Raw genomic sequence first — 16,701 nt, 5'->3', positions numbered from 1 at the left:
GCGGGTGATGGCTGACACCGCGCTCACGACGCCCCCGACCGACCGGACCGACTTACCCCACTTACCCCAACGCTCCGCAGTGCGCACGCTGTTGCGGCTGTGGCCCTTCGTGCGCCCGGTGCGGGCGCGGCTGTTCACGGCCGCATGCGTGGCGGTGGTCGCCTCGTGTCTGAGCCTGGTCATTCCGCTGGTGCTCAAGTGGCTGGTGGACGGGCCGGTGACGGAGGGCGACGCGGGCGGGGTGTGGCTGGGCGGCGGATATCTGCTGCTGCTCGGTGTCGCGGAGGCGCTGCTGTTCGGGCTGCGGCGCTGGCTGGTGGCGCGCCCGCTGGCGGGGGTCGAGGCGGCGATGCGCGCCGCGCTCTACCGCCATCTCCAGCGGCTGCCGGTCGCCTTCCACGACCGCTGGCCGTCGGGCCAGCTGCTGTCGCGGGGCACGACCGACCTTCAGATGCTGCGCATGTTCCTCACCTTCCCCCTGACGTTCCTGCTGGTCAACGGGGTGACCATCCTGGTGGGCTGGGCGGTGCTGCTGGCCCAGCACTGGACGCTGGGGCTGGTGCTGCTGGCACCGGTGCTGCCGTTGATGGCGCTGTGCTCGGTCTTCGAGGCGAAGTACGGGCGCGCGGCCCGCCGCACCCAGGACCAGCTGGGCGATCTGACGACGGTGGTCGAGGAGTCGGTGCTCGGCATCCGCGTCATCAAGGGCTTCGGACGGCACCGCAGCCAGGCCCGCGCCTTCAAGGAGCTGACCCGCGCGCTGCGTACGTCCGAGCTGCGCAAGGCGCGGCTGCTGGCCTGCATCCTGGGGGTCAACACGGCGCTGCCGGAGATCGCGATCGGCGGTGCCCTGGTGCTCGGCACGCTCCAGGTGGCCGACGGCGCGCTGTCCACGGGCACCCTCGTCGCGTTCCTGTCGACCGCGCTGGCGCTGCGCTGGCCGGTGGAGTCGATCGGCTTCCTGCTGGCCATGAGCAGCGAGGCGGCGACGGCCACGGAGCGCTACTTCGAGGTGATGGACGAGCCGGCGGTCGCGGACGAAGGAAACGGGGACGAAGGGGACGGGGACGCGGCCGAACGGCCCCGGGGAACGAACGGAGCCGTCGGGGGCGGCGGGCGGCCCGCCGGGAGCGACGGCCACGACGGGTGCGACGGCAGCCCCACCGGCGGCCTGGCCTTCTCCGGCGTCGCGTTCCGCTACCCCGACGCGGTGCCGGACAGCCCGCCCACCCTCAAGGACGTCACGCTGCACATCCGCCCCGGCGAGACCGTGGCGCTGGTCGGGGCGACGGGCAGCGGAAAGACCACGCTCACGGCGCTGGTGCCGCGGCTGTACGACCCCACCGCCGGCCGGATCACCCTCGACGGGCGCGATCTGGCGACGATCGGCCGGGACGAGGCCCGCTCCCTGGTCGCGGTCGCCTTCGAGGACCCCACGCTCTTCTCGGCGACCGCCGGGGAGAACGTCCTGATGGGCGCGGAGCACGCCCAGGAGGCGGATCTGCGGCGGGCGTTGGAGGTGGCGCAGGCCGACGGGTTCGTCGACGCCCTCCCCGAGGGCACCGCGACCCAGGTCGGCGAGCAGGGCCTGAGCCTGTCCGGTGGACAGCGGCAGCGGCTCGCCCTGGCCCGCGCCGTCGTCGGCCGGCCCCGCTTCCTGATCCTCGACGATCCGCTCTCGGCCCTCGACGTGCGTACCGAGGCCGCGGTGGAGGCGGCACTGCGCCAGGTCCTGGCCGGCACCACGGCGCTGGTGGTCGCCCACCGCCCGTCCACGGTCCTGCTCGCCGACCGGGTCGCGCTGCTGTCCGACGGCCGGATCGCCGCCGTCGGCACCCACCACGAACTCCTCCGGGACAACCCCGAGTACGCCGCGCTGATGTCCGGCGAGGAAGAGGGCGCCCGATGACGACCACCACGACCGGCCTGCCGTCCGACGGCCCCGAGGAGCGCCCCGGACCGCACCTCCCGCACCAGCCGCCGCCACCCCAGCCCCCAGAGCCCGAGCCCGCCGACTCCTTCACGCAGGACCGGCTGCCCGCCCCCAAGGGTGCCGCCCGCTCGCTGCTCGCCTCCTTGCTGGCACCGCACCGACCCCGCGTCTGGGCGGCGGCCCTCCTGCTGCTCCTCCAGCAGGCCGCCGTGCAGGCCGGGCCGCTGCTGGTCGCCTACGCGCTGGACCACGCCGTGCCGGCCGTCCGGGCGGGCGAGTTCGGGCCGCTGATCGCCGTCGGGCTGGCGGCCGCGGTGTGCGCCGCGGCGTCCGGCGGGCTCCAGTTCGGCTTCATCCAGCTCTCCGCCCGGGTCAGCCAGGATGTGCTGCTCGCCCTGCGGGGCCGGATCTTCCGGCACGGCCAGGCGCTGAGCCTGGACTTCCACGAGCGCTATACGTCCGGGCGGCTGATCTCCCGCGCCACGACCGACGTCGAGTCGCTGCGCGAACTCCTGGAGGAGGGCCTGCAGGAGCTGATCACGATCGCCCTCGCGACGGTCCACATATCCGTGACCCTGGTCTTCCTGGACTGGGGCTTCGGAGCGGCCGCCGTGGCCTCCGGCGCGCCCCTGTACCTCCTCATCCGCTCCTACCGGCGCCGCACGCACCGGGTCTACGGCGAGAAGTCCACGGCGATGGCGGACCTCATCGTGAAGTTCGCCGAGACCCTCAACGGCATCCGGCCGGTGCAGGCGTTTCGCCGCGAGCGGCTCAACGACGACGTGTTCGCCCGGCTCAACCACCGCCACGAGCGGGTCAACGGCGACGCGCTGCTGGAGATGGCGCGCTATGTCGTCACCTCCCGGCTGGCGGCGAACACCGCGGTGGCCGCGATCGTCCTGTGGGGCGCCTACCGGGTCGCCACGGGAGATCTGGCGCTCGGCGTACTCGCCGCCGCGGTGCTGTATCTGCGCCGGCTGTACGACCCCATCGACCGGCTCGGGATCTTCCTCAACTCCTATGAGTCCGCGGCCGCTTCGCTACAGAAGATCGCCGGCCTGCTGGCCCAGCCGGCCGGCGTCCCGGAGCCGCCGGCACCGGCCGCGCTGCCGGCCCCGGCGGGCGGCCGGCCGGGGCGCGGGGTCGACTTCCGCGGTGTCCGCTTCGCCTACCGCACGGGCGGCGAGGTGCTGCCGCGCTTCGATCTGACCCTGGCGGCCGGTACGACCACCGCCGTGGTGGGCGCCACCGGCGCCGGCAAGTCCACCCTCGCCAAGCTGCTGGCCCGCTTCTACGACCCGACCGAGGGCCGGGTGCTGCTCGACGGCGTCGATCTGCGCGAGCTGTCCACCGCCGAGCTGCGCCGCGGCGTGGTGCTGGTCACCCAGGAGGCGTTCCTGTTCAGCGGGACGGTCGCCGACAACATCGCCATCGGCCGTCCGGACGCCACCCGCGAGGAGATCGAGCACACCGCGAAGGCCATCGGCGCCCATGACTTCATCACCGCCCTGCCGGACGGCTACGACACCGACGTCCGCAAGCGCGGCGGCCGTATCTCGGCCGGCCAGCGCCAACTCGTCGGCTTCGCCCGCGCCCTGCTCGCCGACCCCGCCGTCCTGATCCTCGACGAGGCGACCAGCTCCCTGGACATCCCCGGCGAGCGAGCGGTCCAGGCCGCCATGGACACCGTCCTGCGGGGCCGCACGGCCCTGGTCATCGCCCACCGCCTGTCGACCGTGGAGATAGCCGACCGGGTCCTGGTCATGTCCGACGGCGAGATCGTCGAGGACGGCCCACCGGCCCGACTCATCGCCGACCGCGGCCGGTTCGCCGAGCTGCATCGCACGTGGCGGGAGAGTGTGCGGTAGCGGCCGGCCGCGCTCCCGGCCCGTCCGCCACCCGCCACCCGCCACCCGCCACCCGCCGTGCCCGAACCGCAACGAAGGTGTCCTCAGCTGCCTGGCGTGATCGGTTTCTTGCGCCGATCACGGGGTTCTCGCAGCGGTTAGGGTCCAGGCATCGGCGGACTGTGCAGGGACGAACACGGGGGGCGGGGATGGCGGACACCTCGGCGGAGCCGGGCGCGCGAGCGCCCCGCCACCGCAGTGCCGGGCGGTATCTGTGGTGGCTGGTGACCAGTCAGCGGTGGCGGGTCGCGGCGGGCGCGTCGTACGGGAGCCTGTGGATGGTGGGGCTGATGCTGCCGCCGTATGTGCTGTCGCGGGCGATCGACGAGGGGCTGGCGCCGGGGCGGATGCCGGCGCTCGTCGGGTGGACGGCGGTGCTGCTGGGGGTCGGGGTGCTCAACGCCTGGCTGGGGATGCTGCGGCACCGCACGATGACCAGGATCCGGATGGACGCCACGTTCCGCACGGTGCGGGCCGTCGTGGCGCACACCCTGCGGCTGGGCGCGGCGCTGCCGCGGAAGGTGACGGCCGGTGAGGTCGTCACGATCGGGATCGGCGATGTCGCGGTGATCAGCCAGACGCTGACGATGACCGGGCCCGGCGTCGGCGCGGTGCTGGCGTACGGGGTCGTCGCCGTCCTGATGCTGGGCGTCTCCCCGCTGCTCGCCGCGGTGGTGCTGCTGGGCGTCCCGCTGCTCGCCCTGCTGGTCGGGCCGCTGCTGGGCCGGCTGCAGGGGGCGGAGTCGCGCTACCGCGAGCGGCAGAGCGGGCTGGCGGCGCGGCTGACGGACCTGGTCGGCGGGCTGCGGGTGCTGGGCGGCCTGGGCGGCAAGGAGGTGTTCGCCGACCGCTACCGCCGCGACTCGCGAGCGCTGCGGCGCGAGGGCTACCGGGTCGGCGCGGCCACCAGCTGGATCCAGGCGCTCGGGGTGGGCCTGCCGACGCTGTTCCTGGCCGCGGTGACCTGGCTCTCGGCGCGGATGGCGGCCCAAGGGGACATCACCGTCGGCGAGTTGGTGGCGGTCTACGGGTATGCGGCGGCGCTGGTGGTGCCGGTGTCGTTCTTCATCGAGGGCGGCTACGACCTGACGCGGGGCCTGGTCGCCGCCCGGCGGGTGGTCCGCTTCCTGCGGCGGGAGCCGGACACCGCGGACGCTCCGGACACCGGGGAGGAGACGGGGCGGACGCCCGAGGAGCCGGCCGTGCTGCGGGATCCGGAGTCCGGCGTCGAGGTGGTGCCCGGGCAGCTGACCGCGCTGGCCGCCGCCCGCCCGGCCGAGTCGGCGGCGGTGGTCGACCGGTTGGGCCGGTTCGCGGACTCCGCGGCGACCTGGGGCGCGGTGCGCCTCGACGAGCTCCCGCTGCGGCAGGTCCGCGACCGCATCCTGGTCGCGGACAACGAGGCGGACCTCTTCGCCGGGACGCTGCGCGAGGTGATCGGCGGGCGCCGGGAACCGGCCGGCGAGGCGGTCGACCGCGCCGTCCATACGGCGCTGGCCGAGGACATCGTCCGCGGTCTGGCGGACGGTCTCGACTCGCCGGTCGAGGCGCAGGGCCGCAATCTCTCCGGCGGGCAACGGCAGCGCCTGCGCCTGGTGCGGGCGCTGCTGGCCGACCCCGAGGTGCTGCTGGCCGTCGAGCCGACCTCGGCGGTCGACGCGCACACCGAGGCGGCCGTCGCGGGCCGGCTGCACGCCGCCCGCGCGGGCCGTACGACCGTCGTCACCAGCACCTCGCCGCTGCTGCTCGACCGGGCGGACACGGTGTGCTTCCTCGTCGACGGCAAGGTCGCCGCGGTCGGCAGCCACCGCCGGCTGCTCGACGAACAGCCCGCCTACCGCCGCCTGGTGGCGCGCGGCGAGGACCCCGCGCGCAGCGACGAACCAGGCGGCACCCCGGCGCCCCGGTCCGCGCCCCTGGAAGAGGAGAGCGCACGATGACGGCGACCACCACCCGGCCCGCGCGAGACGGCGACGACCTGCCCGGCGGTACGGCCCTGCCGGTCGCCGACCGCGCCACCACCCGGCGGGCCGCGCTCCGCCTGATCCGGCTGGACGGGCGGGCGTTCGCCCTGATGCTCGCGCTGAACGCGCTGGCCGCCGGCGCCGGTCTGGTCGGCCCGTGGCTGCTGGGCCGGATCGTGGACACGGTGCGCGACGGCGGCGGGGTGCCCGCGGTCGACCGGCTGGCGCTGGTCATCCTGGTGTGCGCGCTGGCGCAGCTGCTGCTGGCGCGCTACGCCCGGTACGTCGGGCACCGCTTCGGTGAGCGGACCGTGGCGCGGGTGCGCGAGCAGTTCGTCGACCGGGCGCTGGCGCTGCCGGCCGCGGCCGTGGAGCGGGCCGGCAGCGGCGATCTGACGGCCCGCGGCACGACGGACGTCACCTCGGTCGCCCGGACGCTGCGGGACGCGGCACCGGAGGTGTTCATCGCGTCGGTGCAGTCGCTGTTCCTGCTCGGTGCGGTGGTGGTGCTCGATCCCCGGCTCGGGGCGTGCGGGCTGGGTCTGCTGAGCGGTCTGCTGGCGGTGCGGTGGTATCTGCGCCGGGCCCACCGCGCGTATCTGGCCGAGGGGGCGGCGACCTCGGCGCTGGCCGAGCTGCTGGCGGCCACCGCCGCGGGCGCCAGGACCGTCGAGGCGCTGGGGCTCCAGGAGCGCCGGCGGGCGGCGAGCGAGCAGGCGATCGAGCGGTGCCGGCGTACCCGCGTCCGGACGCTGTTCCTGCGCAGCGTGCTGCTGCCCGCCGTGGAGGTCTCCTACGTCCTCCCGGTGGTCGGGGTGCTGCTGGTCGGCGGGGTGCTGCACGGCCGGGGCGGGATCAGCCTGGGGGTGGTCGTCTCCGCGGCGCTGTACCTGCGGCAGCTGGCCGAGCCGCTGGCGACGATCCTGCTGTGGATGGAGCAACTCCAGAGCAGCGGCGCCGCCTTCGCCCGCGTCGAGGGCCTGGGCCGGGCTCCGCAGGCCCCGAAGTCCGCCCCCGCGGCCGCCGTGCTCCCCGCCGACGACCGCATCGACGTCACGGCCGTCCGCTACGCCTACGCCACCAGGACCGGCGACGGCGACGGCGTTTCCGCCTCCCCCGGCCGGGACGCCCTGCACGACGTCTCGCTGACCATCCGTCCCGGCGAGCGGATAGCCCTGGTCGGCCCCTCCGGAGCCGGCAAGTCCACCCTGGGGCGGCTGCTGGCCGGCATCGAGGCGCCGAGCGGCGGCTCGGTGACCGTCGGGCGGGTGCCGATCGCCGAGCTGGACCCCGAAGTGCTGCGCCGCCAGGTGGTCCTCGTCACGCAGGAGCACCATGTGTTCCTGGGCACCGTCCGCGACAACCTGCGGATCGCCGCGCCCGGCGCCGACGACGCCGCGCTGCGCGCCGCGCTGGCGGCCGTGGGAGCCGACTGGCTCACGGAGCTGCCGGCCGGCCTGGACACCGACCTGGGCCCCGGCGGGCACCGCCCCGACGGTTCGCAGGCGCAGCAACTCGCCCTGGCCCGTGTGGTGCTGGCCGATCCGCACACCGTGATCCTGGACGAGGCGACCGCGCTGCTCGACCCGCGCACCGCCCGGCACGCCGAGCGGGCACTGGCCGCCGTCCTGGAGGGCCGTACGGTCATCGCCATCGCCCACCGGCTGCACACCGCCCACGACGCGGACCGGGTGGCCGTGCTGGAGAGCGGCCGGCTGACCGAACTGGGCACCCACGACGACCTGGTGGCCGCCGACGGCGCCTACGCGGCCCTGTGGCACTCCTGGCACGGGCGGACCGCGGCCGGCTGAGGCTGTGCGAGAACGGGCACCGATCGTCCGGAAAGCGAACGCCGATTCCGCGCAACGGACGTTTTCCGGCCAATTAGTTGATCGGAGCCTGACAACCGGCGGGCTGTGGTGGGACTCTTCCCCGCAACCGCCGCACGGCCCCCACAGCACCACGCCTCGCGACGGCCGGCTCCACCCCCGTTCCACCAGTACGTCATGCACCTTTGCGTACGTCTCCCCCCACACGCTCCATGAGTTCTGCCTCGCTCTGCCCGGACGGCCGTTCGCCGCCCGGTCCCCCTCGGCCGCACCGTCACGTAGCGGCCACCGCAGAAGGAGTCAGTGTGAGACGCACCCCCCATAGACGCGCCGTCGCGACCGGCGCGCTCGTCGCCGTCACGGCGATGCTGGCCGTCGGTGTACAGGCCGGTACCGGCACGGCGGCCGCCCCGCGGCCGGGCACCGCGCACGCCGTACCCGACCCCGGCGCACTGCCGGTCAAGCTGTCCCCGTCCCAGCGTGCGGAGCTGATACGGGAAGCCGGCGCCACCACCGCGCAGACCGCGCGGCAGCTGAAGCTCGGCGCGAAGGAGCGCCTGGTCGTCAAGGACGTCTCGAAGGACGCCGACGGCACCGTGCACACCCGCTACGAGCGCACCTACGACAAGCTGCCGGTGCTCGGCGGCGACCTCGTGGTGCACACGAGCAAGGGCGGCACGCTCCAGGGCGTCACCAAGGCCGTCCGCTCGCAGCTCAAGGTCGCGGGCACCACCGCGAAGATCGAGCCGGCCGCCGCCGAGGCGAAGGCCGTCACCTCGGCGCGGGCCCTGGGCTCGAAGAAGACCGTGGCCGCCAAGGCGCCGCGCAAGGTGGTCTGGGTCGCCGACGGCAAGCCGGTCCTGGCCTACGAGACCGTGGTCGGCGGGCTGCAGGACGACGGCACGCCCAACGAGCTGCACGTCATCACGGACGCCACCACCGGTGCCAGGATCTTCCAGTACCAGGGGATCGAACAGGGCGTCGGCAACAGCGAGTACAGCGGCAAGGTCACCATCGGGACGTCCGGCTCGGCGCCGAACTTCTCGCTGACCGACCCCACCCGCGGCAACCACAAGACGTACAACCTCAACCACGGTTCGTCGGGCACCGGTTCGCTGTTCACCGACGCCGACGACACCTGGGGCGACGGCACGCCGCAGAACGCCCAGACGGCGGGTGTCGACGCGGCCTACGGCGCGCAGGTGACCTGGGACTACTACAAGAACGTGCACGGCCGCAGCGGCATCAAGGGCGACGGCGTGGGCGCCTACTCCCGCGTCCACTACGGCAACAGCTACGTCAACGCCTTCTGGGACGACGGCTGCTTCTGCATGACCTACGGCGACGGCAGCGGCAACAGCCACCCGCTGACGTCGATCGACGTGGCCGGCCACGAGATGTCGCACGGTGTCACCTCCGCCACCGCCAACCTCACCTACAGCGGTGAGTCCGGCGGCCTCAACGAGGCGACCTCCGACATCTTCGGCACGGCGGTGGAGTTCTACGCCAACAACACCTCCGACCCCGGTGACTACCTCATCGGCGAGAAGATCGACATCAACGGCGACGGCTCCCCGCTGCGCTACATGGACAAGCCCAGCAAGGACGGCGCCTCGGCCGACTACTGGTCGAGCAACGTCGGCAACAAGGACGTGCACTACTCCTCCGGCGTCGCCAACCACTTCTTCTACCTGCTGTCCGAGGGCAGCGGCCCGAAGGACATCGGCGGCGTCCACTACGACAGCCCGACCTTCGACAACCTGCCGGTCCCGGGCATCGGCCGGGCCAACGCCGAGAAGGTGTGGTTCAAGGCGCTCAGCCAGTACATGAGCGCCAACACCAACTACGCGGGCGCCCGCACCGCCACCCTGAAGGCGGCGGCGGACCTCTTCGGCCAGGGCAGCGCGTCGTACAACACCGTGGCCAACACCTGGGCGGCGGTCAACGTCGGCGCCCGCGTCCCGGACGGCGCGGTGAGCGTCACCAACCCCGGCAACCAGACCAGCACCGTGGGCCAGGCGGCGAGCCTGCAGATCAAGGCCACCAGCGGGACGGCCGGCGCGCTGTCGTACGCGGCGAGCGGGCTGCCCGCCGGGCTGTCGATCGACGCGAACACCGGTCTGATCTCCGGTACGCCGACCACGGCCGGCACCGGCAGTGTGACGGTGACGGTCACCGACGCCGCGAAGAAGACCGGTACGACGTCCTTCACCTGGACGGTCAACCCGGTCGGCGGCGGCAACGTCTTCGAGAACGCCGACGACGTGTCGATCCCGGACGCGGGCGCGGCGGTCACCTCGCCGGTCACCGTCAGCCGCAGCGGCAACGCGCCGAGCACGCTGAAGGTCGGCGTGGACATCGTCCACACCTACCGCGGTGACCTGGTCATCGACCTGATCGCCCCGGACGGCACGGCCTACCGGCTGAAGAACTCCAGCGCGTTCGACTCCGCGGCCGACGTGAAGACGACGTACACCGTCAACGCCTCCTCGAAGGCCGCGAGCGGCACCTGGAAGCTGCGGGTCCAGGACGTCTACTCACAGGACACGGGTTACATCAACGGCTGGAAGCTGACGTTCTGACCTCGCCACGGCACTCAGGCGTCATCTTGGTATGACATAGGCGGGCAGGCGCTTCACGCCGATCCACAACTCGCCTTCCATGTAGGCACATTGGGCGTCGTCCCCGGATCTCCGGGGGCGGCGCCCGATTCCGTTATGCGAACAGCGATCACCTCTCTACGAACGATTTTCAGCCAACCTATGAACAAACTCCTGACATGCACGCGTTCGAATGGCAGTCTTCCCGACGCATGTCACACCCGCATCGCTTTGCACCCCCACCACTTGGCAAAGTTGAAGGAGCACGCGTGACCCCCCACATATCTCGTAAGACCCGTGTGACCGGTGGCGCCCTCGCGGCGGCCGCCCTGCTGGCCGCCGGCATCACCGTCGGCACCGCCGGCGCCTCGCCGGCCCCGGTCGCCAAGAAGGACGCCTCTCCCCTCCAGCTCAGCGCCTCGCACCGCGCGGAGCTGCTGCGCGACGCGAGCGCCACCAAGGCGCAGACCGCCCAGGCCCTGGGCCTGGGCTCGCAGGAGAAGCTGGTCGTCAAGGACGTCATCAAGGACGCCGACGGCACCACGCACACCCGCTACGACCGCACCTACGCCGGACTGCCGGTCCTGGGCGGCGACTTGATCGTGCACACCGCCAAGGGCGGCGCGGTCAAGTCGACCACCAAGTCGACGGACAAGACCATCAAGGTCGCCTCCACCACGGCGAAGATCGCCCCGCAGGCCGCCGCGACGTCGGCGCAGGGCACCGCGGCCAAGTCGCTCGCCGCCAAGAAGGCCGACGCGCAGACCCCGAAGAAGGTCGTCTGGGCCGCCTCCGGCACCCCCGTCCTCGCCTACGACACCATCGTCAAGGGCGTCCAGAAGGACGGCACGCCCAGCCGGATGCACGTCATCACCGACGCCAACAGCGGCAAGAAGCTGTTCCAGTACGACGAGATCCACACCGGCAAGGGCGAGAGCGAGTACAGCGGCAGCGTCGAGCTGGGCACCAAGAAGGACGGCGGCAAGTTCACGCTGACCGACGACGAGCGTGGCGGTCACAAGACCACCAACCTGGGTAACAGCGAGAACGGCGAGGGCAAGCCGTTCACGGACGACGACGACGCCTGGGGCACCGGCAAGCCCGACGACCCGCAGACCGCGGCCGTCGACGCGCACTACGGCGCGGCCGAGACCTGGGACTACTACAAGACCGTGCACGGCCGCGCCGGCATCAAGGGCGACGGCAAGGGTGCCTCCTCGCGCGTCCACTACGGCGACAGCTACGTCAACGCCTTCTGGGACGACAGCTGCTTCTGCATGACGTACGGCGACGGCGAGGGCAACAAGAAGCCGCTCACCGCCATCGACGTCGCGGCCCACGAGATGTCGCACGGTGTCACCTCCGCGACCGCCAACCTCACCTACAGCGGTGAGTCCGGCGGCCTCAACGAGGGCACCTCGGACATCTTCGGCACCTCGGTCGAGTTCTACGCCAAGAACGACAAGGACCCGGGCGACTACCTCATCGGCGAGAAGATCGACATCAACGGTGACGGCTCGCCGCTGCGCTACATGGACAAGCCCAGCAAGGACGGCCAGTCGCAGGACAACTGGGACTCCAACACCGGTGGTCTCGACCCGCACTACTCCTCGGGTGTCGCCAACCACTTCTTCTACCTGCTGTCCGAGGGCAGCGGCCCGAAGGAGATCGGTGGCGTCAAGTACGACAGCCCGACGGCGGACGGCAAGAAGGTCGAGGGCATCGGCCGGGACAAGGCCGAGAAGATCTGGTTCAAGGCCCTGACCGAGTACATGACCTCGAACACGGACTACAAGGCCGCCCGCGAGGCGACCGTCAAGGCCGCCACCGACCTGTACAAGGCCGGCAGCCCCGAGGTCAAGGGTGTCGAGGCCGCCTGGACCGGTGTCGCCGTCAAGTGACGCGATACGCCGACCGGCGATGATCGTCCCGGGGTGAGGTGACCCCGGAAGAACAGGGCGGTGCCCGGAGTCTCTCCGGGCACCGCCTTCGCGTGCGCCGGCACGGGCGGCGGGTTCCGGGCAGCGACCCCCGGGAGCCGACCGCCGGGGCCCGGCCGCCATCGGGGCCCAGACGCAACCGGGGCGACGGCCGCCACCCCTAACTCCCCTCCTCCCGCTGGGATTTGACTGCCCCCTCCGTCCGCCCCGGCACTTTGCTACCCCCGAGTCCGCCGATATGGCCGATTCCACCCCCTCATGCGCTCTTGTACGTACTCCCTCCTAGGGGGAGGCTGGCGCGACACCGGACATCCGCACACCGCAACTCCGCTGTGATCACACCGAGTTGAGGAGGCGAGCGCCGACCGTGTCAGCGCCCCTGCGCAGCCGCCCGCGAGCGGGCGGGCGCGCGTCCGCCGGGCCACGGCAGCCCCGTGGTTACGAACCGGTAGTTCACATTCCACCGGCTTTCCGCCTCCCCGCCCGAGGGAAGGCTCACCGAGTGGCCCCCGGCCGGCCGTGCCATCCGCCAGCCGAGTGAAAGCGGGCTGGAGCGCACCTGCCCACGCCCGGTCCCCCCGCCGTGGAACGGATACAAAGGACAAAACCCCGCAAAGCATAACAAGCCCAGGTGAGCCCATGATCGGTCGCATCCCTGTTCTGGACATCCGCCCGCAGATCGATTGCGGCCGCCGCCCGGCGAAGGCCGTGGTGGGCGAGACCTTCGAGGTTTCGGCCACGGTCTTCCGAGAAGGCCATGACGCGGTCGCGGCCAATGTGGTGCTGCGCAACCCCGCCGGCCGCTGCGGCCCCTGGAACCCGATGCGGGAGCGGGCGCCCGGCACCGACCGGTGGAGTACCGAGGTCACCCCGGACATCGAGGGCCGCTGGACCTTCACCGTCGAGGCCTGGTCCGACCCGCTGGCCACCTGGCGCACACACGCCTCGATCAAGATCCCGGCGGGCATCGACACCGAGCTGGTGCTCGCCGAGGGCGCCGAACTGCACGAGCGGGCGGCCGTCGACGTCCCCAAGAGTGACGGCCGGGAGGCGGTACTGGCCGCCGTGGACGCGCTGCGCGACCGGGGCCGGCCCGCCGCCACCCGTCTCACCACGGCGCTCGCCCCCGAGGTCGTCGAGGCACTGGACCGCCATCCGCTGCGCGAACTGCTCACCGTCTCGCGCCCGATGCCGCTGGTCGTCGAGCGCCGGCGGGCCCTGTACGGCTCGTGGTACGAGCTCTTCCCGCGCTCCGAGGGCGCCGTCGTCACACCGAGCGGCACGGCCGTCAGCGGCACCCTGCGCACCGCCGCCGAGCGGCTGCCGGCCGTCGCCGCGATGGGCTTCGACGTGGTCTATCTCCCGCCCGTCCACCCCATCGGCACCGCCTTCCGCAAGGGTCCCAACAACGCCCTGTCGGCCGGCCCGGACGACGTCGGTTCCCCCTGGGCCATCGGCTCGGCGGCCGGCGGCCATGACGCCCTCCACCCGGACCTGGGCACGTTCGAGGACTTCGAGTACTTCGTGCGGACCGCCCGCGACCTGCGGATGGAGGTGGCACTGGACTTCGCGCTGCAGTGCTCCCCCGACCACCCCTGGGTCACCCTGCACCCGCAGTGGTTCCACCACCGCGCGGACGGCTCGATCGCCTACGCCGAGAACCCGCCGAAGAAGTACCAGGACATCTACCCCGTCGCCTTCGACACCGACTTCCGCGGGATCGTCCGCGAGACCCAGCGGCTGCTGCGCTTCTGGATGGCCAAGGGCGTACGGATCTTCCGGGTGGACAACCCGCACACCAAGCCCGTGGCGTTCTGGGAGAGGGTGATCGGCGAGATCAACCGCACCGACCCGGACGTGCTCTTCCTCGCCGAGGCGTTCACCCGCCCGGCCATGCTGCACACCCTCGCCCAGGTCGGCTTCCAGCAGTCCTACACGTACTTCACCTGGCGCAACACCAAGCAGGAGCTGACCGACTACCTCACCGAGCTGTCCGGCGAGTCCGCCGCCTATCTGCGGCCGAACTTCTTCGTGAACACCCCGGACATCCTCAACGCCTACCTCCAGGAAGGCGGTCGCCCCGCCTTCGAGATCCGTGCCGTGCTGGCCGCCACCCTGTCCCCCACCTGGGGCGTCTACGCCGGATACGAGCTCTGCGAGTCGACGCCGGTACGCCCCGGCAGCGAGGAGTACCTCGACTCGGAGAAGTACCAACTCAGGCCGCGCGACTGGGATGCGGCGGCGAAGCAGGGGCGCACCATCGCCCCGCTGATCACCGCCCTCAACCGCATCCGCCGCCGGCACCCTGCCCTGCAGCAGCTGCGCGATCTGCGCTTCCACCAGGTCGACAACGAGGCCGTGCTGGCGTTCTCCAAGCGCGCCGGGCACGGCGAGGGGTCCGACACGGTGCTCACGGTGGTCAACCTCGACCCGCACCACACCCACGAGGCGACGGTGTCGTTGGACATGCCGGAACTCGGCCTCGGCGGGCACGAGTCCTTCCCGGTGCGCGACGAGCTCACCGGCGATACCTACCACTGGGGCAGGGACAACTATGTGCGCCTGGAGCCGGGCCGCTCACTGGCGCCCGCCCATGTGCTGTCGCTGCGACCGTCCTCACCGATCGGAGGGTCACCCAATTGATCGTCAATGAGCCAGTCCCCGACACGTTCGAGGACACCCCGGCGAAGGACCGCGATCCCGACTGGTTCAAACGGGCCGTCTTCTACGAGGTCCTGGTGCGCTCGTTCCAGGACAGCAACGGCGACGGCATCGGCGACCTCAAGGGCCTCACCGCCAAGCTCGACTATCTGCAGTGGCTGGGGGTGGACTGTCTCTGGCTCCCGCCGTTCTTCAAGTCGCCTCTGCGGGACGGCGGTTACGACGTCGCCGACTACACCGCGGTGCTCCCCGAGTTCGGCGATCTGGCGGACTTCGTGGAGTTCGTGGACGCCGCGCACCACCGCGGAATGCGGGTCATCATCGACATGGTGATGAACCACACCAGCGATCAGCACCCGTGGTTCCAGGAGTCGCGCACCGACCCGGAAGGCCCGTACGGCGACTACTACGTCTGGGCGGACGACGACAAGCAGTACGCCGACGCACGGATCATCTTCGTCGACACCGAGGCCTCCAACTGGACCTTCGACCCGGTCCGCAAGCAGTACTACTGGCACCGGTTCTTCTCCCACCAGCCGGACCTCAACTACGAGAACCCGGCGGTCCAGGAGGAGATGATCTCCGCCCTGCGGTTCTGGCTGGATCTGGGCATCGACGGCTTCCGGCTGGACGCGGTGCCGTACCTCTACGCGGAGGAGGGCACCAACTGCGAGAACCTGCCCGCCTCGCACGCCTTCCTCAAGCGGGTCCGGGCCGAGATCGACGCGCACTACCCCGACACCGTACTGCTGGCCGAGGCCAACCAGTGGCCGGAGGACGTCGTCGACTACTTCGGCGACTACGCCGTCGGCGGCGACGAGTGCCATATGGCCTTCCACTTCCCGGTCATGCCGCGCATCTTCATGGCGGTGCGCCGCGAATCGCGCTACCCGGTCTCGGAGATCCTCGCCAAGACCCCGGCGATCCCGTCCGGCTGCCAGTGGGGCGTCTTCCTGCGCAACCACGACGAGCTGACCCTCGAAATGGTCACGGACGAAGAGCGCGACTACATGTACGCGGAGTACGCCAAGGACCCGCGGATGCGCGCCAACATCGGCATCCGCCGGCGGCTGGCCCCGCTGCTCGACAACGACCGCAACCAGATCGAGCTCTTCACCGCCCTGCTGCTGTCGCTGCCGGGCTCGCCGATCCTCTACTACGGCGACGAGATCGGCATGGGCGACAACATCTGGCTCGGCGACCGCGACGCGGTGCGCACCCCGATGCAGTGGACGCCCGACCGCAACGCCGGATTCTCCTCCTGCGACCCGGGCCGGCTCTTCCTGCCGACCATCATGGACCCGGTCTACGGCTACCAGGTCACCAATGTCGAGGCGGCGATGAGTTCCCCCTCCTCGCTGCTGCACTGGACCCGCCGGATGATCGAGATCCGCAAGCAGAACCCGGCGTTCGGGCTCGGCAGCTACACCGAGCTGTCCTCCACCAATCCGGCGGTGCTGGCCTTCCTTCGGGAGTCGCCGGGCACCGACGGCGCGGACGACGACCTGGTGCTGTGCGTGCACAACTTCTCGCGGTTCGCCCAGCCGACGGAGCTGGACCTGCGCTCGTTCAGCGGCCGGCACCCGGTGGAGCTCATCGGCGGCGTCCGCTTCCCCGCCATCGGGGAGCTGCCGTACCTGCTGACGCTGGCGGGCCACGGCTTCTACTGGTTCCGGCTGCGCAAGAACTCCGCCTAGCCCCGGGGCCCTGACCGGGCACGGGCGCCGAGCATCCCGCCCGTACGCGGCCGCATGGCGCGTACGGGCGTTTTTCGACCTTTCGCTCGGGCAGTCTCCCTACTACCGCACGGCCGGGTGAACCATCGCCGGTCCCCCCGGCTCGGGAGGGTGACCGCCGCACGGCGGAA

The 16,701-nt window shown here is 71.9% G+C and carries 8 protein-coding genes; all 8 read left to right on the top strand.

The window, feature by feature from the left end; genetic code table 11:
- The first annotated feature begins 7 nt into the window (after window positions 1–7).
- The 8 genes from WAB15_RS28310 to treS all read left to right on the top strand — a co-directional run bounded on the left by WAB15_RS28310 (window position 8) and on the right by treS (window position 16,531).
- Window positions 8–1,909 (top strand): ABC transporter ATP-binding protein, encoded by a 1,902-nt coding sequence (locus WAB15_RS28310; RefSeq protein ID WP_407287956.1) that lies wholly within the window; start codon window positions 8–10, stop codon window positions 1,907–1,909.
- Window positions 1,906–3,801, top strand: a complete 1,896-nt coding sequence (locus WAB15_RS28305) for an ABC transporter ATP-binding protein (protein WP_407287955.1) — start codon at window positions 1,906–1,908, stop codon at window positions 3,799–3,801. The genes WAB15_RS28310 and WAB15_RS28305 overlap by 4 nt, the downstream gene beginning before the upstream one ends.
- Before the next feature lie 188 nt (window positions 3,802–3,989).
- Complete coding sequence (locus WAB15_RS28300; protein WP_407287954.1) at window positions 3,990–5,780, top strand: ABC transporter transmembrane domain-containing protein; 1,791 nt, start codon at window positions 3,990–3,992, stop codon at window positions 5,778–5,780.
- On the top strand, window positions 5,777–7,615 hold the full coding sequence (locus WAB15_RS28295; protein WP_407287953.1) for an ABC transporter ATP-binding protein: 1,839 nt from the start codon (window positions 5,777–5,779) through the stop codon (window positions 7,613–7,615). Before WAB15_RS28300 ends, WAB15_RS28295 begins: the two co-directional genes overlap by 4 nt.
- Before the next feature lie 323 nt (window positions 7,616–7,938).
- On the top strand, window positions 7,939–10,215 hold the full coding sequence (locus WAB15_RS28290) for a M4 family metallopeptidase (protein WP_399147036.1): 2,277 nt from the start codon (window positions 7,939–7,941) through the stop codon (window positions 10,213–10,215).
- A 287-nt stretch (window positions 10,216–10,502) separates the two neighbouring features.
- Window positions 10,503–12,134, top strand: a complete 1,632-nt coding sequence (locus WAB15_RS28285; RefSeq protein WP_407287952.1) for a M4 family metallopeptidase — start codon at window positions 10,503–10,505, stop codon at window positions 12,132–12,134.
- A gap of 678 nt (window positions 12,135–12,812) precedes the next feature.
- Window positions 12,813–14,816 carry an alpha-1,4-glucan--maltose-1-phosphate maltosyltransferase gene (locus WAB15_RS28280; protein WP_399147034.1) on the top strand — a complete coding sequence of 668 codons (2,004 nt, stop codon included), beginning with the start codon at window positions 12,813–12,815 and terminating at the stop codon, window positions 14,814–14,816.
- A complete protein-coding gene (gene treS, locus WAB15_RS28275) occupies window positions 14,813–16,531 on the top strand; it encodes a maltose alpha-D-glucosyltransferase (protein ID WP_399147033.1) in 1,719 nt (572 codons plus the stop codon). The genes WAB15_RS28280 and treS overlap by 4 nt, the downstream gene beginning before the upstream one ends.
- Window positions 16,532–16,701: the final 170 nt, after the last annotated feature.

The sequence above is a fragment of the Streptomyces sirii genome (assembly GCF_045690365.1).
GTDB classification, from domain to species: domain Bacteria; phylum Actinomycetota; class Actinomycetes; order Streptomycetales; family Streptomycetaceae; genus Streptomyces; species Streptomyces sirii.
Note: the sequence above shows the minus strand (reverse complement) of the source record. Positions and strands in the feature narration are given on the sequence as shown.

Excerpts from the sequence above, each read along its gene's own strand:
- WAB15_RS28310 (WP_407287956.1), top strand. The coding sequence starts at position 8 with ATGGCTGACACCGCGCTCACGACGCCCCCGACCGACCGGACCGACTTA.
- WAB15_RS28305 (WP_407287955.1), top strand. The coding sequence starts at position 1,906 with ATGACGACCACCACGACCGGCCTGCCGTCCGACGGCCCCGAGGAGCGC.
- WAB15_RS28300 (WP_407287954.1), top strand. The coding sequence starts at position 3,990 with ATGGCGGACACCTCGGCGGAGCCGGGCGCGCGAGCGCCCCGCCACCGC.
- WAB15_RS28295 (WP_407287953.1), top strand. The coding sequence starts at position 5,777 with ATGACGGCGACCACCACCCGGCCCGCGCGAGACGGCGACGACCTGCCC.
- WAB15_RS28280 (WP_399147034.1), top strand. The coding sequence starts at position 12,813 with ATGATCGGTCGCATCCCTGTTCTGGACATCCGCCCGCAGATCGATTGC.